Genomic DNA, 24,594 nt, shown 5'->3' on the forward strand with positions numbered 1-24,594 from the left:
CGCCCTCCTCAGTGACTGTCGGTATAGGGCAGCAGCGCCAGATACCGGGCGCGCTTGATGGCCCGCGCGAGCTGGCGTTGGTACTTGGCCGAGGTGCCGGTGATGCGGCTCGGGACGATCTTACCGGATTCGCTGATATAGGCCTTCAGCAGGTTGAGATCCTTGTAGTCGATCTCGGCGATGCCTTCGGCGGTGAAGCGGCAATAGCGCTTGCGGCGGAAAAAGCGTGACATGGTGTTCTCCTGGAATCAGGGGTGCTTAATTTTATGAGTGAGACAAGAAGGACTCAGTCGTCGCCATTGCCACTGACGTTATCGCCATCGGCGTTGCCGTCGGGGTCGGTCTCCAGGCTCTCGGTACGCTCGCGCTCCTCGCTGCCCTTGGCCAGCGGTGAAGGCTCAGTCACGGCTGCCGCGCGCTGGATGATGAGATTGCGCAGCACGATGTCATTGAACCGAAAGGCGTTGGCCAGCTCGTCGAGCGCCTCTCGATCGCACTCGATGTTCATCAGCACATAGTGGGCCTTGTGCACCTTGTTGATGGGATAGGCGAGCGGACGACGCCCCCAGTCTTCACAGCGATGTACCACACCGCCCCGCTTCTCCAGGCTAGCCCGATAGCGATCGATCATGCTGGGCACCTGCTCGCTCTGGCTCGGATGAACCAGGAAAACCACTTCGTAATGTCGCATTGCGGCTCCTTACGGCTTAAAAAGCCTCCCGCACGATTGCGGTGAGGCAAGGAGATCCCGGATCTCGGGGAATCGCGGATCATACTAGAAAGCGCCCAGATGTCAAAACGATGATTTTGCGCCCTTCGTATCCTCTATCGCTTGCCCAGGAGGCGGGCCTGGATCAAACTGGCCGTCTGCCAAGGTTTAGCCATTCAGAATATTTAGGAGGACTTGATCATGGGTACCGAACAAGACTTCGAGTCACTGCGGCATTCCAGTCTGAGTGCCAATCTCACCGACGACCAGGTCCGGGCACTGACCGGCATCGCCTACTGCCGACGGTTGGCCGATCAGGAGATCCTGATCCGGGAGGGCAATATCGACAACAGTCTGCATGTGATTACGGAGGGTGCGCTTGCGGTCACGCGCGATCTGGGCAAGGGGGAGTACACCACTATCCATGTGCTGCGCACCGGCGATCTCGCTGGCGAGATGGGGTTCATCAGCGGCCAGCCGCACACAGCGACGATCCGCTCGCTCGGTCGCACACAGGTGTGCAGCTTCGAGCGGGAGGCCTTCGAATCGTTGCTCACCGAGCATCCCTGGCTCGTCTATCGGGTGATGCAGAACATCGTCAAGGTCAGCCAGGACATCCTGCGGCGCATGAATGCCCAGCATGTCGAATTGACAAAGTATGTGTACAGCTCACATGCGCTTTTTTGAGCATTCCCAATCAAATCGAGCGCCCGGCCTATAAGGTCCCGCGCCATCCCTGGAGCCGCCAATGGAGCACGAGCGGGCTTAGGTGCGGATGTGTCCTCAGGTGCGAATTGTCTATAATGGAGGTCTTGATAGAAATGCTGCAAAAAATCCATCCATAGCTGTCTTCCGCTCGCCGCGTCCCGGTATCGGTCCGGGACGCCCTTACGCACATCCAGGGCTTTAAACCCTGGTTCGCACGGGGTCTCTTGCCCCGGACGGGAAGCGCTGAATATCATCGTATTCTTCAGCGTCTCCTGTGAGCACCTCGCCGCCCGAACCCAACCAACCAATGCAACCAGGAGAGAACCCATGAAAAACATCCTAGAGCAACTGCCCAAGAACGTCGGCCCCCTGGATCGCAACATTCGTTTGGCCGCCGCTGGCGCGCTGATCCTCGCTGGCCTCATAACCGGGAGCGTCATCCTCGACATCCTGGGTCTGATCGTGCTGGCCACAGGGGCCATCGGCTTCTGCCCGGCCTATCTCCTGTTCAAGATCGATACCAGCAAAAAGGGCTGATCGTGACGGTTGCCGCTGGCCAGGTGGCTGGCGGCCACTTTGCCACGGATGGCAAAAAACAGACTACCGCCCGCTCATCTACCTACCAGCAACGCCTCGTAACGCGCCCTGAAGGACGCCTGACGCAGGCGTTCCGCCTCCTGCTCGGTCGGCGCCAGCGGCGCATCCATCCAGGTGCCCGTTTCATGATCGAAGACCGAGAAGCGGTAGCCGCGTCCAACCCTAAACACCTGAGTAACCTCGCGTCCGGCCTGCTCCATCGCCTCCAGCTTACTCAGGCCCTTGCCAGACGGCTTGGACGTGACGGACGAGGTCTTAGGTGCCGCCTGGGGTGGGCGCCCCATCTCAAAGCGCGTGTTCTGGGGCTCGCCCTGGAGGTCCGGCTCGACGCTTTCCAGTCCCGGCAAGCGATCCAGGAGATAGCCGGCCAACAGGGTTCCGAGCTTGCGATTGTCGGTCTCGAGCGCCGTCAGCAGCCGATCGGCGACGATCTGGGCGCGCTGGATCCGGTCGGGGGCCTCGACCCAGTCGCGCCCCATCTGCCAGCCAACGTCTAGGTCGCGGTCGATCTGGTCAAAGTAATCGCGTGCCTCGGCTAGGACCACAGCCGGGACATTGATCTCGTAAGTTTGATCGTCGATGATGACCTTCAGAATCACTGCCAAATCCTCCTCGCCTCTGTGCATCACAGTCTAGCGCCCAAGCTCCGCCCCAGATATGAGTTTGGGCCATGTTAGACTTGAACCCGTTTGACCCGAACCATTGTCTCAATCCCCGACTAATCGGCACGGCTATGACCAGGCAGAAGACCTACCTCGTGATCTCGGCCCTAGGTGAAGACCACCCAGGCATCGTCAGCCAGCTCTCCAAGGTCATCCTCGACCAGGGCTGCAACATCGAGGACAGCCGCATGACCGTCCTTGGTGGCGAGTTTGCGGCCATGCTCCTGGTCGAGGGCAAGTGGAACACCCTGGCCAAGATCGAGAACGCGCTCCCCGAGCTAGAACGTCAGCTCGGCATGACCATCCTCTGCAAGCGCACCGGTGAGCGCGCCACTGGACGCAACCTGCTGCCCTATGCCGTCGACGTGGTCGCAATGGATCATCCTGGCATCGTCAACAACCTCGCCAGCTTCTTTGCCGAGCGCGCCATCAACATCGAGGATCTCTCGACCAGCACCTATGCCGCCGCCCACACCGGTACACCCATGTTCGCGGTGCACATGACGGTCGGCATCCCGGCCGATCTCCATATCGCGGCGCTGCGCGAGGATTTCATGGACTACTGCGACGCGCTCAACCTCGACGCCGTGCTCGAACCGATCAAGGGTTGAGCCGCGCAGGCGTCCTCTCACCATTCCGATCCAGGCCAGAGACGGAACCGATGATCAGACGCGAAAATGACAAACCCTGTCTATTTGTGCTCGATACCAATGTCTTGATGCACGACCCGACCTCCTTGTTCCGCTTCCAGGAGCATGACGTCTTCATCCCGATGGTGGTGCTGGAAGAGCTCGACCGCGCCAAGAAGGGCCTGTCGGAGGTCGCGCGCAACGTGCGCCAGGTCAGCCGTTTTCTCGATCAGCTCATGTCCGACGCGGACAAGGCCGAGATCGACACTGGTCTGCCGCTCGGGCCGGATGCCGTGGGCGGCGGCATCACCCAACCGGCGAGCGGGCGGCTGTTCTTCCAGACCGAACCGCTCGACATCCGCCTGCCCGAATCCCTACCCGGCGCCACGCCTGACAACACCATCCTCGGCACGGCCCTGGCCCTGCGCGATAAATGGCCCCATCACCAGGTCATCATCGTCTCCAAGGACATCAACCTGCGCATCAAGGCCGCCGTGCTCGGACTCCAGGCCGAGGATTATTGCAACGACCAGGTCCTCGACGATGCCAATTTGCTCTATACCGGGCTGGAGGTGCTCGCCGATGATTTTTGGGAGCGGCATCAGAAATCAGTCGATGTCTGGAAAGAACAGGGGCGTACCTTCTATCGCATCTCGGGTCCGGACATCGCCGACTGGTATCCGGCGCAGTGTCTCGCGCTCGGCGAGAACGGCGAATTCGAGGCCAGGGTGCGCGACAAGCCCAACCCAAATGAGGCCATCGTCGAGCTGGTCGAGGACTATCGTCTGCCGCGTCACAACGTCTGGGGCATCAATGCGCGCAATCGCGAGCAGAACTTTGCGCTCAACATGCTCATGGACCCAGAACTCGACTTGGTCACCCTGCTCGGCGCTGCTGGCACCGGTAAGACCCTCCTGGCGCTCGCCGCTGGACTCGCCCAGGTTCTGGAGCGCAATCTCTATCGCGAGATCATCATGACCCGGGTCACGGTGCCGGTCGGCGAGGACATCGGGTTCCTTCCCGGCACCGAGGAAGAAAAGATGACACCCTGGATGGGTGCGCTCATGGACAACCTAGAGGTCCTGACCCGACCCGAGGGCGGTGGCGACTGGGGCCGTGCGGCCAGTCAGGATCTGGTGCGCAGCCGGATCCGGATCTCCTCGCTCAACTTTATGCGCGGACGCACCTTCCTCAATAAGTACATCATCCTCGACGAGGCCCAAAACCTCACTGCCAAGCAGATGAAGACGCTCATCACCCGCGCCGGTCCGGGGACCAAGTTCGTGTGTCTCGGCAACATCGGCCAGATCGACACCCCCTATCTGACCGAGACCACCTCGGGCCTGACCTATGTGGTCGACCGCTTCAAACACTGGCGGCACAGCGGGCACATCACGCTCATGCGCGGCGAGCGCTCGCGCCTGGCCGATTTTGCCTCGCAGGAGCTGTGAGTGCTATGTGCGCTGCCAGTTCGGTATGACCTGCCCAAGCGAAGCATTCGCTGCTGTCGTCCATCTCGCTAGTTTTGACCGCCAGGTCGGTCAGAAACGCCTCCACCTCCGCCGCCCCAACTCGCACGGGTGACGCTTGCCGTGGAACAGGATGAAGCGTTTGATCCAGTGGATGTATTGATCAACGGTACGAATTGAATAATGTTTGTCCTGAGCCGCTCGCGCACCTGGTCGAGCAGGCGGGGGTGACCGGGAAGTGCGGGAGGTGTCATATCTGGGGTCCTGCGGGCAAGGTTCTTTTTTATCAATCTGTTATACAGACTGCCCGCTTGCTATTAGGCATAAGACATCCAGATTATACACCTATATCGGTGTCTACTTTACGTTAGAACTCACTATGCAACCGACAAAAGTTACTGAGCGGATTAAGGCGAAAGCGCTGGAGCTTCTGGAGCAGCACCCAGAAGGTCTGCGGTATTCAGAACTGCACGCGAAGATTCTGGAGTCCGACGGCACGTTCAAACCAAACACGATTAACAGCTGCATCTGGAATCTCGATGCCACCTACCCGGAGATGGTGTACAAACCGTCAAAGGGTCTCTTCCGTCTCTTGAAAAACAAGCCAACTGATACAGACGTTCTAACTCCACCACCATCTGTTGCGACTGTCGCTGCCAGTAAAGTGAAAGAAGAGGACTTCTACGCCCCCTTCGCTGACTGGCTGAAAAACGATATTGAAGACGTAACCCACGCTATTCCGCTTGGTGGCAACAAGTTCAAAGACAAGTGGGGAACACCTGATGTCGTTGGAAAGCGCGAGTCCATGCGCAGCGACATCATCAAAGGTCCAACTGAAATCGTTTCCGCCGAAATCAAGACTGAAACATTTCAACTTGTCACTGCCTTTGGGCAGGCGTGCGCATACAAGCTGTTCAGCCACCGTGTCTATCTCGTGATTCCTCGCCAGTCGCAGAAGGAGGAAATTTCGCGCCTCGACTCCCTGTGCCAGATATTTGGAATCGGCTTAGTCACATTTGATGCAGAGAATCCATCAACCCCTGACTTCCGAATCCAAGTACGCCCGGCTAGGCACGAGCCTGATCTCTTCTACACAAACAGGAACATGGCCCTTATCGAAAGGGAGTTGTTCTCGTGAGTTCTAACACTGCGCTCCAGGGGGACGCGCCGCAAGCGGCGCGCCCCTGAGCTTCGACGTTAGAGCGCGAACACTATGCGCAAGGAATATGGCAAAGCACTCCGCGAGCTGTTCACGGCACGCATGAAAGCGGACTTTCCTGAATGGCGCCCGGTCTCCGCACCTAAACAATGGTACTGGCCCGGTGAGCGAGTCTTCGTGCAAGACAGCTACCCCGGTGTGTGGCTAGTGGTCGTTCTTGTGCCAGATCTGAAAGATCATGACGCATTTTACGTCGAGATCGGCTGGTCTATTCACAAGCGCGTTCCTGAGCTCAGTATGCGCCCTTGCCCGGATGACCCCAGAAGCGAAGCGGCATTGAACCGAGACGAATACTTGTGCAGCCTTGGCGAACTGATTCCCGGTGGAGACAAGTTGCATGGCGACGTACATGGTTGGGTAATTGACCACAGAACATTCTCCGTTGACTCTGGCGAGATACTTACAGCTCTTCTCGAACGTCAGACAAGGCTCGGTGCTGAACAGGCCCGGGCAGCGGTGTCGCCGTTTGTCGATAATGCAATCGCTGCACTAGCAGAGTACGGAGTGCCATATTTGAAGAGTCGTCTTTCGCTGCTTGCGGAACGGCGCTCTAACACATTGCTCAACTCGGACGCGCAAAAACCGCCCGCCGGTTAGCTTGGCGTTAGCCGCCGAACAGGATACGAACGGAGGATACGGTGACTGAAAATCACCACTTGCTTATCAAAAATGGCAGACAGATGCCGCTCTAATCAGAGAGTCCGATTGCCGAGGATCTTGACTACTTAACATTCGGAGAAGGAGGGCGAAGTTTTTTCTGTTGAGCGAGACGTAAAAAATCAGGGTAAGACGAGAATTAAGATCAATGTGCAAGTTGGGCGGGAAGTGATCGGCAAAATCGATATGCCGGAGCACCGCTCGCAAATGAGGGATTTCGAAAGAGGGCGGCTTCTGTTTTATGTAACCTTTGAAGGTGGTCGCGGGTACATAGACGGGCCGTTCCTGAAGGAGGTGCTGGGTGTCTGTTGAAAGCGTGGCGCGCTATCATGGTGTGGTCGACATAGACTATAGACAACGATATGGACAATTCTTTACGCCACCTTTAGTCGCGAGGTTTATGTGTCGCTGGCTCTTGGAGAAAGGAGCCAGAGAGGTCTTTGATCCGGCCTTTGGCTTGGGCGCGTTCTATTTCGCCGCAAGGGAGTTGAACCCAACGATTAGATTTCGCGCCGTTGAAAAGGACGCAACGGTACTAGCGCATTTCCGGGAGGATCACCCAAACCTTGATGATACAACGATTGTTTTGAGCAACGCCGATTACTTCTCAGTGTGGGGCAGCAAATATTCTGCCATTGTCTGCAATCCGCCATATATGCGGTTTCAGTACTTTACGGACCGTCACCGAGTCATTCCGGAGATTGAAAGACACCTGGGACGAAGGCTATCCGGTTACTCGAACATTGCCTCCGCATTCCTGCTCAAGTCGCTACATGAACTCGCTCCAAGCGGGCGCTTGGCTTATCTGATGCCCCTAGAATTCTTAAATACGGGTTATGGAGAAACTGTTAAGCAGGCCCTTCTTGATAAGGGACGTCTCAAGGCTCTGTTGCGAATCGAGCCGGAGGGCGAGGTCTTTCCGGACGCGATAACCTCAGTCGGCATCATACTCGTGTCCGATGATGGGACACACGAGCCTGTCAAGTTTTGCACAGTACAAACGCTCGATCAGTTGGAGCGCAACCTAAACGATTTGCCGTGCAGGTCCGTCTCCATAGAGGAACTCAGGCCCGCGGATAAATGGTTAAGGCACTTCGAGGAGCCATGTGCTCTAGATCGAGGGGCGCTCCAGCCTCTGTCCATGTATGGCTCGTTCTCCCGGGGAATCGCGACCGGTGCAAACGAATTCTTCCTACTATCCAAGTCCGACGTGAAAAAGTGGGAATTGCCGACTTCAATTCTACACCCTTGTATTTCGCGAAGTTCTCAGATCAAACAACCCCTCATAACGGACACCGACATTGAGCGCCTTATCGAAATGGATGAACGCGTCCTTTTGGTGGATTTGTCCTCGTCTCAAGAAGAGGCTGTCAAAAAATACATTGACTTTGGGGAACACCAAGGATTTGACAAGAGGTACTTAACTCGAATGCGAAACCCTTGGTTCAAATTAGAGAGCCGACAGCCCGCCCCGATCCTGTTCGGGGTGTTCTCGCGAAATGACTTCAAGGCTATTCGCAACAAAAGTCGTGCAGTATCTCTGACCTGTTTCCACTGTTTTTACCCGAATTTTTTTGGCGCGAGATTCGTTGATCATCTTTTCCTTTACTTTTGTTCGTCTGTTGGGCAGCGAATCATGGCAAGAGAAGTGCGGAAGTATGGAGACAAGTTGGATAAGTTTGAGCCTCATGACCTAAACAGCGCGTTGGTGCCCACTCCTGAGTGGTTCTCCAGAATCTCGGAAAATGTGATTATTGAGGAAGTTTCCAAGATCAGTCGCGGGGGTGCGGCTTCGGGCATGCGGGGCTTGTTCGATGATTTGATCGGATAGCGCTTGCCTTTCGCGTCATCAATCACGAAGCGCGGCCTAACAACCGGTTTCACCGGACGGTCCGCTGCGCACCGCCGCTGAACCTGAGGGTTGGGCGCTACCATATCCAACTGTTGCGTCCTGTGTGATCATGTTCCGCGAAGGAGCTATCCTGTGTCCCTCGCCCGCGCGGTTCGCCCGCGGCGCGTCGCGGAGTTTGAGCGCCGTCTGTTGCGTCCACCCTCAACACGAGAAGGTCTCGGGAAACACTCAATCAATCCCATCTCCCCGAATCGCGGCTAAAGCCGCTCCCACAAAAGGGCCCCATGATCATCCGTCGGCACAAAAACGCCCGCTATTCGCCGTGAGATCCAAACCTCGGCGCTTCCGATGACACCCACCCACCGGGCGCCATCGCTTCGATCAAATCTGCTCGGCCAACGCCTTCCGCAGAAAGCCCTCGGCCACATCGCCCCGATCCAGGCACTTAAGGACTGGCGCGACACATACCCCGAACGCCTCAAAAAAACGTGTCTACAATCTCAGGGGACTTGATTATTTAGGGCCGGGTTAATTAAGCAGCATTTCCTTAAAAGCAACGAGCAGCCGTCAGCGCCAAGCCAAGCTCAACAGCACAGAGAAATCGCGTCTCGACAACACATCCGTGCAGTCGCGCCATTCTTTGTCCTGAGGCGTCATCGTTGCCGTGTAGCGCAGGTCAAATCCAGTCGCCGTCTTCTGCGCGTTGATGTAGTCGTCCAGCCTCTCGCCGAGCGTTTCGATGTCATCGATCCACTCGTCCTTGATGGTGTCTGGCAGCGATCCGAAGAGGTCGTAGCGGTTTTTCATGCGCTCCGACAAGCGCTCGTAGATCTTTTCGTCCACGGTCTGCTCGAACACCAGGTTGAGCATGTCAACCGTCTCGCGCCTCTGGCCGAAGCGCTTGATCCGTCCGATGCGCTGTTCAAGCCGCGTCGGGTTCCACGGCAGATCGACATTGATCAACGTGCCGAGGGTTTGCAGGTTCAAGCCTTCGCACGCGGCGTCGGTGGCCACCATGACGCGAATCTGGTGCTCGGCCACCATGCGCTTGAGCGTCTCCCGTTCGACGGCCACGCTGTCGCCGCGCTGATACAGGCGGCTGCGGCCCGCGCCCGCGTACAGGCCGACCGCCTCTTCGGGATAGCGGGCCGCCAGCGAGTCCGCCAGCCACTTCGCGGTGTCGTAGTACTGGCTGAAGATGATGACGCCTAATTCCAGCCACTTCTCCTTGTCGAGAAAGTGGATGACGGCCTCCATCTTCGGGTCGGATTCCAACCGCTCGAGTCGGGTAATCAGACGTTGCAGCACCTCGCGTTCCTCACCCGTCTCGACTTTGAGATCAACTTCCTGCTCTTCGCCTTCTTCATGCACGGCCTCGCCTTGCAGCAAGCGCCGTGCGGTTGCCAAGCCCGCATGGATGCTGGAGCAGATTCGCTGCTCCATCAGGTTCTTCATGAAGCCGCTGCCCTTGCCGCGCCTGGCCAGGGCCTTGCCGAAAGCGCGGGCTTCGCCATAAGCCTGGCGGAAGTCCTCCGAGGTGCGCAGCGCCTTGCCTTCGAACAACACGTCGAAGGCGCGCTGCTCCGTGACCTTGTCGCGGTCTGGATGAACATCCACACCCACGGGGGTCAACAAGGGTTTGCCATCCTTGTCCTTCGTTTCCTCGAGCTGCTGGCGCTTGCGCAGCACGACATGGCGCACCAGAGGGTTCTCGCGCTGAAAAAAGGTGGCGCCAGCAATGCGGCGTTCTAACTCCTCTTCCAGAATCTCCCGCGTCTCCCCCGTCAAGTCTGCAAGCGAACGGTTGGTTTGCCATTCGCCGTTCTGCAAACCCAAGTCTTGCCGGATCGCTGAGAAAAGCCTACGGGCACGTGGCTCGCTGGTGGACTCGACGCGCGGCAGCGGCGAGCGCAGCAATTCCCAGGCATGGGCGAGGGTCAGCACTTCCTCACGGCCCGCCAGGATGTCGAGCACGTCTTCTGGCCGGTGCCACGGCGCAAGGTCATGACCCAGCACGAAGCGTCCCGGGCCTTGATGCAAGATGCCCAGCAAATCCCACAGATCGGCAGGGTTGGTCTGAATCGGCGTGGCTGTTCCCAACAGCACATGGTCCGCCCGCGCGGCGATCTCGCGCATGAAGGCCAGCAGCTCATTCGGCGTTCCAGCTTCCTTGCCGAAGCCCTGGCGCGTTCTGGCTTTGTGCGCTTCATCCAGAATGACGACGCCGAAGCGCATACCGAGCAGGTGCTGCTTTTCCAGCGAATCGCGCATCATCAGTCCGGTGGAGACGATGCCGATGCGCAGCGGGCAATGGGCGATCTGCTCGCGCCCCGCAGGGGAAATGACTCGCTCCTCCGGGTCCAGCCAGACCTTGCCCACGGTATCCCACCGGGCGGTCGGGATGCCTAGCTTGTCCAGCATCTCGGTCTGCCATTGCTCGGTCAGCGTGGCTGGGGCAAAGATCACTACCGGACGACGCGGCCCCGCCTCTTTGTCCGAGAGCAGGCACAGCGTCAGCGCGGCGGTGGCCAGCGACAGTGTCTTGCCCAAGCCAACCTCATCGGCCAGCAGCAGCCTCACCACGCCATAGAGCCGGTGGTGGCGCAAGCACTCGGTCAAAAACCCTTGCTGCCAGGGCTGGAGTTGCTGCCCCTCGCGGTACAGCGGGGACTCGATCAGCGCGGCCGGCGCAAGGTTCTCGTCCTCATCGATCTCGTCGAAGACCACTTCGCGACGATACCCGCGGCGATGCACTTCTCGGATGACCGCCTGGGGCAGCGGCTTTGCCGCGTTCCAAAGGAAGTCGAACTCCTCCTCGATCCACGCCACCCCCTCCGGGGATTCGTCCTCCCACAGGATCTCGTAGTGGCGCTGCCAGCCGCTCTTCGTCTCGTTCATCGACCCGATGAAACCCAGCCTGCGGCCATCGGCCAGCGTGATCACACCCGCCTTGCCATGCACGAAGCCGCAGATGTCGTCGGGCGCGACCCGCACCGCCTGTCCATGCTTCTGGAGGAAGGCATCCAGACGCCGGTAGCGTTCGCGGTTCAAGAGCGCCTCGGCTTCCAGGCCACGCTCGTTCCAGCGGCCCAGCATCTTGCTCTCGCGCAGTTGCGCCACCTTCAAGTCGTCCGGGTGGATGTCCACGTTGCAGACGATCTTGACCTCGGGAATCTGCTCCAGCGCTTCGCCCGCCACTTCGAACAACGAGCTGGTGAAGTAGCCTGCAATGCGCTTGTAGCTCTTGGCACCGGCCAGATGCTGCATTAAGAAGCTGGCATCCAGCCGATGGGTACGCGAAGAGAAGCGCCGGATGCCCATGCTTCATTTCCTCACTCGCCGAAGCGCAGGTTCTTGAGGCGCGCACCCAGCACTTCGGCGGCGTTGCGCACCTCGGCTTCCGACGACTTGCGCTCGAGGAAGGCCAGCAGGTTCACCAGGAGCGGACGCGCCTCCAGGAAGTCGGCCATCTCGTGCCTGAGCTGGTCGACGATGACCTGCGGCTCGGTGTCCTTCAGCAGTTGCTGCAAGGCGATGATCAGGCGCCCCAGTCGGGTGGCACCGATCTCGGTGGACTCGGTCAAATCGCGGGAGGCGAACTCAGTCACCCGCTTGAGCCGTGCGTGGTTGGGCCGCATGTCGCCCATCACGGGGCTGTAGTCCTCCACACGGAAGGCTTTGGCGAAGTTCTGGTAGTTGTCGAGCTTCTGTGCGCCCGCCGACTCCATGTCCAGCATGCGGCAATAGAAGCGTTCGATGCCGGTGAGCTTGGCCCAGGTGTCCGCCGCCAGCCCTTCGGGCACGAGGAGGCTGGACGCCGTTTCGGCCGCCTGTTGGACGATTTCATCGACGACGGTCACTTCCCCGCGGGCACGCGGGCGCAGCGCGAAGGTGGTGACGTCCTCGCCGCCGATGTGGGTGTAGGCAGTGAGTACCTTCAATGCCGCTGCATAGCCCGCCATCTGCAGGTCGGCGTCGCTCCACACCGGCTCGCCGTGGTGTGCAGCCACCTGCTCGTTCAGGTGCATCATGGTCTCGATCTGCCGCGCCACCTCCTGCCGCACCGCGGGCAACAGGCGCTGCTTGAAGCCGGGCCGCTCGCCGGGCGGGCGCTTCTTGAGCATCAGGATCACCGTGCCCTGGACATAGCCGCCTTTCTTGAGCTCCGAAGTGGTCTCGGTGGCGATATACCAGGCGGCCACCACTTGCAGGCCCGCCGCCCAGAAGATGCCGATCAGGTCGCCCCACACCCCGGTGTCCTGGTGGGTGAACATCACGCATTGCAGGCCGTTGTCGGGCATGTGCTCGGCCATCGCCCGGTAGGCGGCCACCATGCCACGGCGGAAGTCTTCGCCAGAGCCCTTGATCGCCAGCGCCCGGCGCGAATCCCACACCCATTCGTCGAACGGCTTGGGCGGGTTCTTGCGCAGCCAGGCGATGAAGAACTCGGTGATCTCGTGGTAGTTGACGGCATCGGCGTAGGGAGGATCGGTAATCCAGAGTTCACAGTGAGTGGTCGTACTTGATGCCGACTCCGTTCGAACTTCGAACTTCGTTATTGGCATAACCTCTTGTGCGGTCTTAAACGAAGCACGTCCGAATCCCAGCCAGGCCCGAGAGGCATAGTTAAATAGGGTGTTAAGCGCTTGGTTGTAATAAGTGCTAGTAGGACCGCCCAAACCACCTCCCTGATATTGCAACCACCGACACAACTTCGAGTTGAAGTCCGCCGCCTTGGCCACATTGAGCCACCCGAGCGGGGCTGCATCGGAAGCGCGCCAGTGCTTGAGCATCAGCGCTTGCAGCAGCAACTGCCGCGCATTGAACAAGTGATGCCAATGCGTCCAGCCGCGCGTCCGGATCGGCTCGTCGGTCTTGTCCCCCGGCTCGATGGCCATGTCCGGCACCAGGCCTTTGGCCTGCCAGCGGGCGAGTTTCTCGGCCACGATTGCCTCGACCTTGCGCTCGCGTTCCTGGTCTGCTGCCGTGGGGGCGGCGAAGAAGGTCTCCTGCCGGGCAGCATCGAGCGTTTCCTTCTTGATCCACTGGATGCAGTAGAGCCGCTCCTGGAAGATGTCGTCGGGACGCGGCTTGAAGTCGCCCTTTTCCCAGCGGCGCAGGCGGTTGCCCGCCGTGCCATCGGGCAGCCGGTAGTCGCCCCGCAGAGTCTTGATCGGCGTGCGGTAGGTCTTGCCGTCGAGTTCATAGACCATGTCGCCGTCCTGCACCGTGCCGTGCTCGGCGGCGGCTATCGCCTTCGCAGAAGCGCCGGTAATGACTTGGATGTCAAAACGCTTCAGGGCAGGGTTCGGTACCAGCTTGGCGATGACGCCTTGCTTGGGGGAGATCACCCAACTAGGGGCGAGCGGCACCCACCAGCCGGTTTCCGGGCAGCGCGTCTCCAGGCAATACAGATACGCCTTGGCGCGGTTGCCGTGTTCGTCATGTTCGATCCCCAGACGGGTGATTTCCGCATCCACCGCCTGAGCGACTTCGCGCTGCGCCTTTTCAATTTCGGCCCGCCGTTCAGGGCTGGCACCGATGATATTGAGCGCCCCCCAGGTGAGCATGCAGGCCACGGGGTTCAAGTCCGAGGCATAGACATCGCACCCCAGCCGCGCCGCCTCGAAGGGAATGGAGCCGCCGCCGCAGAAGGTATCGCCCACGCGCGGGCGACGGCCGTAGCGCAGGATACCCAGTTGCTCGATGAGCTCCGGGAACGAATGCGCATCCAGCCCCAGGTGCGCGTAGTGGCGGTTGACCTTGGGCCACACCGGAGCAAAAAGCCAGTCTTGATCGACTTCTTCGGGGCGCTTGCACAGGGCGGCCTTGGCTTCGTAGCTTTCGAGGGTGGCCAGAACCTTGCGATAGATCACCAGCCTGTCGTCATCGCTCAGATCGCGCTTCCACCGCAGCGAGATGCCCTCGGCATCCACATCCAGGGGGAACGGCATCCAGCGGATATCACCCCCCGTGACATCGCTCCTCTTGATGGTTGCCTTGAAATAGTCCCAAGGGTCATCGAGCCGGATACGCGCAGCGATTTCGGATGGCGATATGGCATTGGCTGCAAGCGCTCGCCGCGCCAGCCCCTCCTCATCGAAGGCCAGCAGCGCTTCGAACACCGCGAGATCGGCTTCGGGGTCATCGGTGGGGGGTAAGAGGCTACCCAGCACGATGGCCCGCACCAGGATCAGGGGTTTCCTGCCCTTCCAGTAAGAGCCCAGCCCCGTCAGCGTTTGCGCGGGACCAGCCTTACGCTCGCGCTGCGCCTCGAACGAGACCTTCTGCGCGGGGAATACCGTCTCGATCAGCGCGGGGGCATCTTTCAGCGACAGAGGGGAGAGGGTGGGTCTTGTTTGTGCGTGCATGGATCAGGCTTCCCGGATCGAGCGCATGGGGATGCTTTGCACGCGAAACATGGGTTTCGTTGGTTTCTCTGCGCTGATGAACTCATCCACACCCGCCGCGATCGCATGGGCCACGTGGATGGCATCCATGGCAGCGATGCCATGGCTTTCGGCGATGCTTTGCGCCTGTTGCAAGGCCAAGCTATTCCATGCCACGTTTTCGGCCTGACCGAATACCGCTTCAAAAAACGCAAGCTCTTGTTGCTGTTTGTGATACCGCGCCTTTGGCAGCGCCTCCAGTCGGACTGCGTCGCTGACAACTAAGGCACGCTCCGGGTCATCGAGCACGCTGAATGCTCGCTGCCCAAGCTCACCTTCACCCCTGAAGGCTGCAAGCAACAGACAGGTGTCGATGTAAGTACGCTTAGGCATCGCCCACTCCGCCACGGCGTAAGCGCAGTTCTTGGTCCAACGCCTCTGCTGACAGCAGCTGTCCCCCGCTCTCGATAAAGGCTTGACGCAAAGCCAAAAGTCTTTTGCCGGGTTCCGTCCTAGGCTGGTAGTCGGGCTGCGAGTCTTTCCGGCGTTCTACGTTCTGCTGGGCGGTGGTCAAGGCGTTTCCTGGTTGGTAACGAATGGCCAGAAGAAAGCCATGGGGGGCCAGAAGAAAGCCATGGGGCGCTGATTCCCAGTGGCTAGTGGATTCCTCACGTTGATAGGCAATGACCAAAGCGCTCCGAAGGGGTAATGACTTTATATCCAATGTGTCGGCCCCCATCGTCAGTACTCCGGCTCTAGTTTCTGGATCGTCTCGGTCGTCAATATCTGACCAAAGAACAATGCCTTTGAGCGGTCATGCAACAGACCGAGTTGTGCACGCAGGGTATCCCAGTTGCTTGGCGCGTTCGCCGGCAGCGTTTCAAGGTCGATGATGGAACCGGTCACTTGCTCTCCGGCGAGATGTGCCTGCGCCGGATTGGCGATTTGAACGATATGCAAACAATCGGCGTCTGGAATTTCCACACGCATCTGCACGCGACTGTTGATTTCACGGTCGCCAAGTTTCATGACAAGTTTTAGCACAGCGAGATCGGCGGCCAAATCGTCCTTCAGCAGATCGATATAGCGCAGCGAATGGTGCTGTGGGCTGGGAATGAGCCGACTGCCTTCGGCGATCCGCGTCAGCGCCTCCGTGGCATCCATGAACTTGTCCCAACCAACGTAGGGTGTTCGGCAGTTAAGGGTGATCACGCGATCGCCGACTTGCCAGATAAACGACCCGCCAGGCTCTTCCATCAGCATCTTTGGCGCGAATCGTAGATTGGGATCGATCTGTGCGACCGGCGCCGGAATGTCCGCAGAGGGCAGACGACGTGACCGGAGCGCAGAGTGGGTTTTCTTCAGTTCGGTGTACAGAACACCGGGCAGGACGTCACCCATTCCCTGCTCACCTTCGAACTGTACCTGCCAGACCACCTCGATAAGCGGTTCTTTTTTCAGACGTCTAGGAAGCGGGTTCATAGACCCTCCGCAAGGAAACCCGCGACTTGAGTCGCGGGAGGAATTGCGGGTGCACGAAGTGCGCCATGTGGTGTATAATGCACCGCAAGTGTGGTCTCCGGGCGCACGCCGACTGCAACGCCAGTCGAAACCTGGCCCGGATTGGCAGTGGAGCCCCGCTGCCAAGGGCGGCTGTAAACACGCCCAATGTTGGGGATGTGGTCAACCATGTTTGCTGCGTCTCACAATAAAGCCTTCGACTTCAGTCGAGGGTTGTTTACGGATTTGCTCCGACTTGAAATGACTGTTTCCAACCCAGCCCTGCTCGGCAAGCCGGTTGGCTGCGATCCCGATCTGCCTGCGCGTGAACTGGCGCTTACGCGGGTTCCAGGCGTGGATGCACTCGGCCACGTCATCGATTTGGCTGCCGCCCTCGCGCGTTATGACCCAATGCACGGTCGAGAGCAGCTCGAGGCCATAGGGCGACTCGAAGCCCTCGACGAGGCGGGTGACACGCGCGAAGCGTGCACGGCTGTCGGCATGTTGGTCGAGGAAGGCGGATGCCTCCTGGATGGCGCCGGGAACCAGCGTCAGCGGCTTGTCTGGCGCGTCGCTGCCGTCGGCGTAACCGGCGATCAGGTGTCCCTCGACCGTGCGCAGCACATGGCGCAGGTTCTCGGCGTAGGGGCCATAGGGGGCCTTGACGTATTTCAAGCGCAGCGGCTCCCCTGCCTCCTGCATGAAGTACATCAGCTTATGCACCTCGAGTAAGGTCACGAAGGGGTCGAGCAGGCCACCGAGATAGCGGTGGATCAAGGCCACAACCAACCATCCAGAATGCAGACTCATGACATCTCGTCCCCGAATAGGTCAAGCGAGGGACGAATGTCGTCCTTGCCACGGCTGCTGCGGCGCGCGCGGGGGGCGAGCAAGTCGCTTTGCGCCACGTCGCCCAAGGCATGTTTCAGGGCGGCACGCCAGCCCTTGCCCGCATCCATCACCCCGCCTGTGCTCATGGCCGTCATGCCGAAGAGCCACCAGCGTTCTTCCGGGCGCAGCGCCAGCCAGTTGCGAACGGCGACCGGAATCTTCTCCGTGTCCATTTGTTCAACCGCCCACGCCAGCACGCACAGTTCCTTGCCGAGAAGGCGGTCCACTGGGTTGTCGCCGACTTTCCATGCACCAGACTTCAAGCCGTGCGCAGCCAGACGCGCGTTGAAGGCGCGTTGCACCTCGGCGCGGATGGCCGTCCAGCGCGGCCGGTCGAGCAAGACGCGGTCGATCACCGCAGTCTCCGCCGAGGCCGATTGCAGCCCGAGGTACTCGCTGATCTGCACCTTGCCGGTGCTGCTCCTGGGGATGACGACCTTGAAGTGATGCGGGTCCGAGGTCGCAGGCACACCGAAGCCCAGCGTGTGCGGCACTTGCGCGCGCGCCTTGGATGATTCGGTATTGGCTGCGGCCTTGGGCAACGCCATCCTCAATCCTCCTGAATCACTTCGCCCGGCTTCAATTCGATTCCGGCAAGCGTGGCAAACTCCTTCAGCGCGAAGCCAGTGTCGAAGTGAACACCGTTGGTGATGACTATGTTGAGCGGTGCGTTAGGCTCTTTGAGCACCTCGCGCAGGCTGTTGACCACGCCCTCGATCATGGCAGCCGTAACCTCGCGCTCCTGGAAGTGGACAGTCACGGTGTTCTCGCCTTCGCCGATTTCGACCCGCACTCCCTTGAAGCGCGTGCCCGGCTGATCGCGGAAACGGTTGATGACGCCGAAGACGCGGTCAGTCGTGTCGAGAGCGACGCGTTTGCTTTGCAGACGCGCCGGCTTGCTATCGATGATCTGAACCGTTTTGTCGCCGCTGGACGGAATCTGGAAGTCGGCCGTCTTGTTGGCTTCGCCCGCCCTGGCAAATACCAGCAGACGATAGGCGCCAGGTCCAATCTCAAAGGGGCCGTCGTAGCGTGTGCCATACGTGGGATTGGAGCCGTCGAGTGTATAGAAGAGCTCGGCACGGGGCGTGGCCTCGAGGCGCACACGACGCTTGTCAGCCGCTGGTTCGACCTGATGACGGATCTTGAGGTCGGCAAGCCAGCAAGTAGCCGCTGCACTTTCATGCTGGCCTGTTGTGTCCTTGACCCAGAAGTACAGCGTGCCCTCGGTGGTAATGAAGTTGTCCAGGTCATCGACCTTCTGATCCTTGTCTGTAACCTCGCGCTTAGTCGACCAATAGACCACCGGGCTTTCGCCCGCATGACGCGGGGTGAGGCTCAACACCGTCTCACCAGTGTCCGCCTTGACGTTGATGACGGACACGTTGACGGTGGCCTTGTCCTTGGGGAACGGCCCCTTCTCGAGGTAGCCGTCCTCGCCCAAGCGCCAGCGACCTTGCTTCAACGCCTCGGTCTTGAGGGTATCCAGACCGCTCGCGCCCGGCATCCAGGGCCAGATGGGTGAACACTTGGCGCGCGTGACGACGTCTTTCCACGGCGTGCGGCGGTTGTCCTGGCCTTTGGGCCAGAGGTATTCCTCGGCCATGGCAAAGTATGCGTTCAGGTTGTCTTTTGTCAGCTCGCGCACGAGCTTGTAATTCGCTATTGGGCTTGCGAGCAGACTCTCGATCTGAGCTTCGGCGGACTGATCGCCCTGGCCGAGCTTCAGCCCTTGATCGATGGTGACGCCGGCCAAAACGTCACGGTCATCGCCCGGGTCGTCCGGGAAGTAGAGCCGGTTGTAGGCCGCCGAGAGCGCTTTGTTGAAGCGCTGTTCGGCATCTTCCAGACGATCACGAGCCTCTTCGTAAAGGGTGTCTCCAGGGCGAAGCCGTTTGTGAATCTGCTCGATGGCATACAGCTCGCGCAACCGTTCCTCGACAGCGTCGGCCAACAAGCTATCCTGGCCGGTCAGCACCAGTAGGTTGTTCTTTTCCGTCTGATAGTCAAAGAAGTTCTGGAGCTCACTGGGCGGAACCTTGCCATCTGGCTTGATGACGATGAGCGTCCGCGGGCCGGAGAGCTTCAATTCGTCGAGCTTGGGCAGAACCTGCACCTCCTGGTAGGCAATTTTGCGAACTGGCTCAAGGATGCCGGTGAGCCGATTGATCAGCGCCTGATCAATCTTGGGCTGAGGAATTTCCTTTGCGTTGCGCTCGATCTGACGCGAAAGATTCTCGGTTTCCTTGATGAAGAAGCGCTGCTCCTCCCGGTGCAGGTACCAGGCGGCCTCGCGCAGCCGCTGCAGGGCCTGGAGAAATTCGTCCGGCTTGCGCTGCGGGGCGGCCAGGAACTCGATGAGCTCGCTCTCGGAAAGGCCGATCCGCCCGCCAACCACGCGAGACAGACTCGAGGCAAGCAGTAGAGTCATCACCTGGCGCGCGGCGTCCGACCCCAGCTCGTCGTCGATGTGGTCGGCAATTGCATTGCCGTTGTCGGCGATGTCATGCGTCACCGCTGGCATCAATTTGGGTGCGATGCGCTCGATCTCATCCCTGACCTGATCATCATTGAGATTGAGATGCTGTGCGCCGATGAGGAAGACATCATCCGTTTCACGGTCCTCGACGCTTTTGAGGAGACGCGCGGTAAACTGCATCAGGCCACGAGTCTGGCGGAAGCCTTCGTTCTCCTTGAACAGCGCGACGAGGTGCTTGAAGGACGGATGGAAGGGATAGGTTTCCCTGACCTGCTCGGCGATCTGCTCGATGCTGCTGGCCACGATGTAGCCGCCGTCCTCCGCCTTCTTGATTTGCTGCGCGTACTCCTCCGCGATGTCGGAGACGACGCGCTCGTCCGGCAGTTCGTCGATAAGGCGCTTCTTGAGGATTTCGTAGATTTCGTTGCCCGCCAGTTGCACCGGCGTGATGGTCATCGCCTGACGTCGGGTTTCCTGCTGCAAGTTGGAAATAGCATCGGCAAGCGCCTTGGTCTGGGCCTTGTAACTGCCCGAGAGGTTGGCGACCACGATGGCGCAGTTGGGCAACTCCAGCGCGGCGCTCATCAGGCTGGAGAGGCTGTAGACCACCATATTGGCCAGCGTGCCCTGACCGAACACTTGGGTGCTGGCGTTGTCCAGATAGGGCGGTAGTTCGTCGAGCAGGATCAGCGTTGGCTTGTTGCCAATGATTTCCTTCCACTGCCGCTGGTCGACGGCCTTCGGTCCGTTGGCCCAGTACGGCTTGATGGCTTCGGCGGCTCCGAGCTGGGTGGCGATCTCGCCCCAGATGTAGTTATCAGGACTGTTGCGGCCATTGAACGCGGCGATGCGCGCCTCGCCGAATTCGATGCGAGAAGCCAAGTCCGCGGGCAAGACTTCCTTACGCAGATGCGGATGGCGCGCGAGCAGGCCAAGCGCGATCATCATGTGCGTCTTACCGCCGCCCATCGCCTGTGTCAGTTCGAAGACGGCTTGGTCGGACTTGCCAGACAGGCGCAGCAGCCCCTCGCGAAAGAGCTGATCCATTCCGTGGGTGACGTAGTTGCGCGAGAAGAACTCCCGGCCGTCGCCCTCGTCTTGGATGAGTTCCGCTAGGTTCTCGATGCCCTGACTCATCCGGTAGTCACAGATGATCGGGTTGAACCGGCAAGCCTGCTTGACTGTTTTGATCATGACCGTTTTACCTTCTCGTGCGCCCTCCCGATCCCTTGCCGTTTGCAGTTAGGGGTGACTGGCTGCGCACGGAGAGTGTTGAAAGGGGTCTGACACCAGCGGCCATCCTGGGATCAGTGGGGCCACTGACCCTAGACCTCGGTCACCAGCACCCGACCCATCCCAGGCGTCAGTTCGAACTCGAAGGGGGTGGGCAGGAAGTCCATCGCCCATTCGAGCGAGACATCGCGCAGCGGCCCGGGCGTGCGGATATGATGGTAGAGATTCTCGACCCGGAGCAGCTGACGGTTCCAGACGTCCTTATTGAGTGCGAGCAGCGCCTCGCCGCGTCCTTCGGGGTGCGACTTGTGCAGCATCAGGATCGCCGGATTGGAACAGGGGATGCGTTCGATCGGTCCCTCGCTCCGAAACACCGGATAGCGATCCTTGATCCGATTGATCTGGGCGATCTCATGGGTGAGATCGACATTGACCCCCTCCCATTGTTCAGGTGTGGTATTGACCACATCGAGCCGGCTGCTGAAGCCGTACTCGAAGCCGATCGGGATCATGACCCCAGTCGAGAACAGGGCGGCGAACAGATAGCGTTGACGCATGGCATTGGGATTCTGGCCCGATTCCAAGAACAACCGCTCGGTATCGTGGCTTTCGGGAAAGCTGATCGAGGGTGCGATCCGGCGCGTCAGCTCATACTGCTCCAGGAGCCAATCCCCCTCAAAATCCCACCACTTGGAGCTGTTGAAGATGGCATCGAACCCGGCGCTGGCCGTGGCGCAGGTCTGCTCGGGTGAACAGCCGAGCGTCTCGGCGACGAAGACCAGGTTCGGATCGATCTGATGGGCATGGCGGATCAGGCGTTGCCAGAGCTCGGTCGGGATCTGATAGGCCGCATCGCAGCGAAAGCCCTTGAACCCGAGTCCGGCCAGATGGGCGATCACGCGATGCAGGAATTCCTCCAATCCCTTGCGATCCGACGAATGCGCATGATCGAACTGTGCCAGGTCATACCAGACGATCTTGGTGCCATCGGCCTCGACACAGAATGGATTGGCGATCCGTCCGCCCTCGCGCACGAACCACTCGGGATGCTCCTTGACCAGGGGTGAATCGATGGCACAGTGGTTGATGACCAGATCGATCATCATCGACAGGCCCAGCCGCTCGGTCTGGGCGACCAAGGCCCGGACCTGGGCGTCGGGGTCGAGCCGGGAGCGGCGGTCAATGAACTCCGGGTCGATGCTGAAATAGTCGACAATCGAATACAGACTGCCCGAGCGTCCGGTCTTCTGGATCGGGTTGATGAATACCCAGTCGAACCCCATGGCCGTCGCCCGCTCCAGATGCGGCGTCCACTCACCGAAGCGACCAACCAAGCGTGGAAACAGGTTATAGATCTTCATGCGTTTAACGCTACACCCTTGGGCCTCAGCGCTTGGGTTTAGGGCTCACGGATATAGTCATAGATGTTCAGATAGTCCTGACCGGGGCGATTCCAGGAATAGTCGCAACGCATGGCGTTTTTGATCAGCTCGCGGAAGTGCTCGGGGTAGTCGTTGTAGCAGGCAATGGCGCGCCCGAGCGCCGACTCCAGACCACGATGGTCGTAGTCATTGAAGACATAACCGTTGCGTTCGTGCAGCGGGCGGTTGGAGTAGTCCTTGTCGAACACGGTGTCGGCCAGTCCACCAACGGCGCGTACCACCGGGATGGTGCCGTAGCGCAGCGCGATGAGCTGGGTCAGACCACAGGGTTCAAACCGGCTTGGGACCAGCATCATGTCGGCCCCGGCATAGATCAGATGTGAGAGATCCTCGTCGAAACCGATCTCCAGATGACAGTCTGGGCTGTCGTTGAGCATACGCTTGAGGCCCCAGAAGTCGGCGTTGATCCGATCATCTGGGCTGGAACCGAGCAGCACGAACTGGGCGCCGCGCTCCAGGGTGTAGAAGATGGCGTGGCGCACCAGCTCCAGACCCTTTTGGGGGTCGAGCCGACCGATGAAGGCGACGATCGCCTTGGCATTGTCGGCCAGCATCAGGCGTTGGCGCAGGGCGCGCTTGTTGTCGTATTTGCGGTCCAGGTTGTCGATGCCATACTGGACCGGGATGTGGCGGTCGATCTCGGGGTTCCAAACATCGTAGTCGACGCCATTGACCACACCGCCATACTTGATGTGATGGGTGTGGAGCACAGGCTCAAGCCCGAAGCCCTGACCTAAGTCCTTGGTCTCGAAGGCATAGCGTGGCGAGACCGTGGCGACGAAGTTGGAATAGACGATGCCGCCCTTGAGCAGATTGAGCGCGTTGGGGTGACGCGGATCGCCGAGCCGGGTGGGCGAGAAGAAATGCTCGGGACGGTGGAGCCCCGTGGCGCGCAGCAGCTCGGGGCCGGTAATGCCCTGATGGGCGAAGTTGTGGATGGTGAGACAGACGCGCGGATGGGTCATCCCGAGCGCCTGGTATTGCTCATAGAGATAGACCGGCACCAGCGCCGTCTGCCAGTCGTGACAATGGATGATGTCGGGGTGCTTGTTGGTCTTCCACATGAACTCGATCGCCGCGCGCGAGAAGAAGGCGTAGCGCATCACGTCGTCGTGAAAGCCGTAGATGGTGTGACGATTGAAGAAGTTGTCCTGCGAGTGCGGCTCGATGAAGAAGCACTTGCGCCCATGCACAAAGCCAAAGAAGACAGTGCAATGAATGGCTGCCTCATACCAGGGGACCCAGAGATCGCGATAGACCTCTTGAAGGTCATAGATCTGGTCATAACGCAGGGTGGCATATTTGGGCAGGATGATCTCGACATGGTTGCCGCGGATCGCCAGCTCGCGGGTCAGGCCAAAGACCACGTCCGCCAGTCCGCCGACCTTGGCGACGGTCGCCAGCTCAGGGGTGACATGGATGATAAACAGGCTCGGGCGCCAGACCGGCGGCGTGGCCGGCTCCCAGTGTGGATCGGGGGCGTGCCAGGGTTCTTCGGCCCCAGACTGAGACTCGGGTTCGGGTATCTCGGGTGTTGGCTCGAACGTCGGCATGAGCACATGCGTGGGCGCATGGCCGAGTTCCGAGAACGGACGCGGTTCAGGCTTGGTGATGTGTTCAGCCTCGCCTTCTAGGTCGTCCGGGGTCATGTCGTCTGAATCGGGCATGCACGGCGCGGTCGGCACCGGGGTCGGTTCAGGCTCGGACGCACTGGTCCCCGCGATGGCTTCGGGTTCCGTGACCACCTGTAAGGATGGCGGCTGATCTGGACGCCCTTCGGGCACAGGTGCCGTCACGCGCGCGGGTGTGTCGATGCGCATGGGTTTAGGTTCGGGCGCCTTGGATGTCTTACGAGGTGCCGTCTTCTTGATCACCGGAGTCGGAGCGGCGCTGACCGGATCCGAGTCGGATTCCGCCCGGACGATGGCGATCGCCCTGTCTTTCGGTCTGCGCTTAGGCGCCTTTTCGCTCGCGGGTATGTTCTCGGCGGCGCTCGTAGTCTGTGACTCTGGAGTACCTGGGGTCTTCTTGGCCATGCGCTCGATTCCTACGGCTGGGTCGGTCATGGATTGACACGAATATGGATCGGCCCATTCTGCCACGAAGGACCGCCCGGGATCCTGAATTGTCGGGGTCGATAGGCGGTCTAGGACAGGGA

20 protein-coding genes and 1 pseudogene are annotated in these 24,594 nt (G+C 59.8%); 8 read left to right on the forward strand and 13 right to left on the reverse strand.

Going from position 1 to position 24,594, the window contains the following annotated elements:
- Positions 1-8: 8 nt before the first annotated feature.
- Both rpsR and rpsF read right to left on the reverse strand, forming a co-directional pair.
- Positions 9-233, reverse strand: a complete 225-nt coding sequence (rpsR, locus tag E6P07_RS07815; RefSeq protein ID WP_153975090.1) for a 30S ribosomal protein S18 — start codon at positions 231-233, stop codon at positions 9-11.
- A gap of 53 nt (positions 234-286) precedes the next feature.
- The gene (gene rpsF / locus E6P07_RS07820; protein ID WP_153975091.1) at positions 287-691 is read right to left on the reverse strand and encodes a 30S ribosomal protein S6; all 405 of its coding nucleotides are present in this window, start codon (positions 689-691) and stop codon (positions 287-289) included.
- 219 nt (positions 692-910) lie between these two features.
- On the opposite strand from rpsF, the gene E6P07_RS07825 reads away from it, so the two are divergent.
- Positions 911-1,396, forward strand: coding sequence for a cyclic nucleotide-binding domain-containing protein (locus tag E6P07_RS07825; RefSeq protein WP_153975092.1), 486 nt, complete (start codon positions 911-913; stop codon positions 1,394-1,396).
- Between the two features lie 348 nt (positions 1,397-1,744).
- Positions 1,745-1,954 (forward strand): YgaP family membrane protein, encoded by a 210-nt coding sequence (locus E6P07_RS07830; protein ID WP_153975093.1) that lies wholly within the window; start codon positions 1,745-1,747, stop codon positions 1,952-1,954.
- A gap of 74 nt (positions 1,955-2,028) precedes the next feature.
- Here the strand turns inward: E6P07_RS07830 and E6P07_RS07835 are convergent, their stop codons facing one another.
- Positions 2,029-2,613 carry a hypothetical protein gene (locus tag E6P07_RS07835; protein WP_153975094.1) on the reverse strand — a complete coding sequence of 195 codons (585 nt, stop codon included), beginning with the start codon at positions 2,611-2,613 and terminating at the stop codon, positions 2,029-2,031.
- A gap of 134 nt (positions 2,614-2,747) precedes the next feature.
- Between E6P07_RS07835 and E6P07_RS07840 the strand changes: the two genes are divergently transcribed.
- Positions 2,748-3,287, forward strand: coding sequence for a glycine cleavage system transcriptional repressor (locus E6P07_RS07840; RefSeq protein ID WP_153975095.1), 540 nt, complete (start codon positions 2,748-2,750; stop codon positions 3,285-3,287).
- A 50-nt stretch (positions 3,288-3,337) separates the two neighbouring features.
- Entirely contained in the window at positions 3,338-4,756 is a 1,419-nt protein-coding gene (locus E6P07_RS07845) for a PhoH family protein (protein WP_153975096.1), read from the forward strand.
- A 90-nt stretch (positions 4,757-4,846) separates the two neighbouring features.
- Here the strand turns inward: E6P07_RS07845 and E6P07_RS07850 are convergent, their stop codons facing one another.
- A complete protein-coding gene (locus E6P07_RS07850) occupies positions 4,847-5,065 on the reverse strand; it encodes a phage integrase N-terminal SAM-like domain-containing protein (protein ID WP_425505161.1) in 219 nt (72 codons plus the stop codon).
- 88 nt (positions 5,066-5,153) lie between these two features.
- Here E6P07_RS07850 and E6P07_RS07855 point away from each other — a divergent pair, with 88 nt between their 5' ends.
- From E6P07_RS07855 to E6P07_RS07870, 4 genes and pseudogenes are all read left to right on the forward strand, one after another.
- Positions 5,154-5,912 carry a hypothetical protein gene (locus E6P07_RS07855; protein ID WP_153975097.1) on the forward strand — a complete coding sequence of 253 codons (759 nt, stop codon included), beginning with the start codon at positions 5,154-5,156 and terminating at the stop codon, positions 5,910-5,912.
- Between the two features lie 75 nt (positions 5,913-5,987).
- Positions 5,988-6,590, forward strand: a complete 603-nt coding sequence (locus E6P07_RS07860) for a hypothetical protein (protein WP_153975098.1) — start codon at positions 5,988-5,990, stop codon at positions 6,588-6,590.
- A gap of 195 nt (positions 6,591-6,785) precedes the next feature.
- Positions 6,786-6,962 (forward strand): annotated as a pseudogene (locus tag E6P07_RS14210) (AccI family restriction endonuclease); the annotation flags it as partial.
- Entirely contained in the window at positions 6,952-8,481 is a 1,530-nt protein-coding gene (locus tag E6P07_RS07870; RefSeq protein WP_153975099.1) for an N-6 DNA methylase, read from the forward strand. The pseudogene E6P07_RS14210 and the gene E6P07_RS07870, both read left to right, overlap by 11 nt.
- A gap of 588 nt (positions 8,482-9,069) precedes the next feature.
- On the opposite strand, the gene E6P07_RS07875 is transcribed toward E6P07_RS07870, so the two are convergent.
- From E6P07_RS07875 to E6P07_RS07915, 9 genes are all read right to left on the reverse strand, one after another.
- Positions 9,070-11,823, reverse strand: coding sequence for a phospholipase D-like domain-containing anti-phage protein (locus E6P07_RS07875; RefSeq protein ID WP_153975100.1), 2,754 nt, complete (start codon positions 11,821-11,823; stop codon positions 9,070-9,072).
- An 11-nt stretch (positions 11,824-11,834) separates the two neighbouring features.
- A complete protein-coding gene (locus E6P07_RS07880) occupies positions 11,835-14,873 on the reverse strand; it encodes an anti-phage-associated DUF1156 domain-containing protein (protein WP_153975101.1) in 3,039 nt (1,012 codons plus the stop codon).
- Between the two features lie 3 nt (positions 14,874-14,876).
- Positions 14,877-15,284, reverse strand: coding sequence for a PIN domain-containing protein (locus E6P07_RS07885; protein WP_153975102.1), 408 nt, complete (start codon positions 15,282-15,284; stop codon positions 14,877-14,879).
- A gap of 348 nt (positions 15,285-15,632) precedes the next feature.
- The gene (locus tag E6P07_RS07890; protein WP_153975103.1) at positions 15,633-16,373 is read right to left on the reverse strand and encodes a TIGR04255 family protein; all 741 of its coding nucleotides are present in this window, start codon (positions 16,371-16,373) and stop codon (positions 15,633-15,635) included.
- A 201-nt stretch (positions 16,374-16,574) separates the two neighbouring features.
- Complete coding sequence (locus E6P07_RS07895) at positions 16,575-17,201, reverse strand: hypothetical protein (protein ID WP_211363087.1); 627 nt, start codon at positions 17,199-17,201, stop codon at positions 16,575-16,577.
- Complete coding sequence (locus E6P07_RS07900; RefSeq protein ID WP_153975104.1) at positions 17,198-17,830, reverse strand: anti-phage-associated DUF3780 domain-containing protein; 633 nt, start codon at positions 17,828-17,830, stop codon at positions 17,198-17,200. The genes E6P07_RS07895 and E6P07_RS07900 overlap by 4 nt, the downstream gene beginning before the upstream one ends.
- A gap of 2 nt (positions 17,831-17,832) precedes the next feature.
- Positions 17,833-20,955, reverse strand: coding sequence for an anti-phage-associated DUF499 domain-containing protein (locus tag E6P07_RS07905; RefSeq protein ID WP_153975105.1), 3,123 nt, complete (start codon positions 20,953-20,955; stop codon positions 17,833-17,835).
- A gap of 131 nt (positions 20,956-21,086) precedes the next feature.
- A complete protein-coding gene (locus tag E6P07_RS07910) occupies positions 21,087-22,355 on the reverse strand; it encodes an alpha-amylase family glycosyl hydrolase (protein ID WP_153975106.1) in 1,269 nt (422 codons plus the stop codon).
- Positions 22,356-22,393: 38 nt separating this feature from the next.
- Complete coding sequence (locus E6P07_RS07915) at positions 22,394-24,472, reverse strand: glycogen synthase GlgA (RefSeq protein WP_246172785.1); 2,079 nt, start codon at positions 24,470-24,472, stop codon at positions 22,394-22,396.
- Positions 24,473-24,594: the final 122 nt, after the last annotated feature.

Origin of the sequence: Thermochromatium tepidum ATCC 43061 (assembly GCF_009664085.1) — a bacterium.
GTDB classification, from domain to species: domain Bacteria; phylum Pseudomonadota; class Gammaproteobacteria; order Chromatiales; family Chromatiaceae; genus Thermochromatium; species Thermochromatium tepidum.

Coding starts and splice junctions, on each gene's coding strand:
- E6P07_RS07900 (WP_153975104.1), bottom strand. CDS start 17,830: ATGGCGTTGCCCAAGGCCGCAGCCAATACCGAATCATCCAAGGCGCGC.
- E6P07_RS07905 (WP_153975105.1), bottom strand. CDS start 20,955: ATGATCAAAACAGTCAAGCAGGCTTGCCGGTTCAACCCGATCATCTGT.
- rpsR (WP_153975090.1), bottom strand. CDS start 233: ATGTCACGCTTTTTCCGCCGCAAGCGCTATTGCCGCTTCACCGCCGAA.
- E6P07_RS07910 (WP_153975106.1), bottom strand. CDS start 22,355: ATGAAGATCTATAACCTGTTTCCACGCTTGGTTGGTCGCTTCGGTGAG.
- E6P07_RS07875 (WP_153975100.1), bottom strand. CDS start 11,823: ATGGGCATCCGGCGCTTCTCTTCGCGTACCCATCGGCTGGATGCCAGC.
- E6P07_RS07840 (WP_153975095.1), top strand. CDS start 2,748: ATGACCAGGCAGAAGACCTACCTCGTGATCTCGGCCCTAGGTGAAGAC.
- E6P07_RS07885 (WP_153975102.1), bottom strand. CDS start 15,284: ATGCCTAAGCGTACTTACATCGACACCTGTCTGTTGCTTGCAGCCTTC.
- E6P07_RS07830 (WP_153975093.1), top strand. CDS start 1,745: ATGAAAAACATCCTAGAGCAACTGCCCAAGAACGTCGGCCCCCTGGAT.
- E6P07_RS07880 (WP_153975101.1), bottom strand. CDS start 14,873: ATGCACGCACAAACAAGACCCACCCTCTCCCCTCTGTCGCTGAAAGAT.
- E6P07_RS07860 (WP_153975098.1), top strand. CDS start 5,988: ATGCGCAAGGAATATGGCAAAGCACTCCGCGAGCTGTTCACGGCACGC.
- E6P07_RS07915 (WP_246172785.1), bottom strand. CDS start 24,472: ATGGCCAAGAAGACCCCAGGTACTCCAGAGTCACAGACTACGAGCGCC.
- E6P07_RS07855 (WP_153975097.1), top strand. CDS start 5,154: ATGCAACCGACAAAAGTTACTGAGCGGATTAAGGCGAAAGCGCTGGAG.
- E6P07_RS07890 (WP_153975103.1), bottom strand. CDS start 16,373: ATGAACCCGCTTCCTAGACGTCTGAAAAAAGAACCGCTTATCGAGGTG.
- E6P07_RS07895 (WP_211363087.1), bottom strand. CDS start 17,201: ATGAGTCTGCATTCTGGATGGTTGGTTGTGGCCTTGATCCACCGCTAT.
- E6P07_RS07845 (WP_153975096.1), top strand. CDS start 3,338: ATGATCAGACGCGAAAATGACAAACCCTGTCTATTTGTGCTCGATACC.
- rpsF (WP_153975091.1), bottom strand. CDS start 691: ATGCGACATTACGAAGTGGTTTTCCTGGTTCATCCGAGCCAGAGCGAG.
- E6P07_RS07825 (WP_153975092.1), top strand. CDS start 911: ATGGGTACCGAACAAGACTTCGAGTCACTGCGGCATTCCAGTCTGAGT.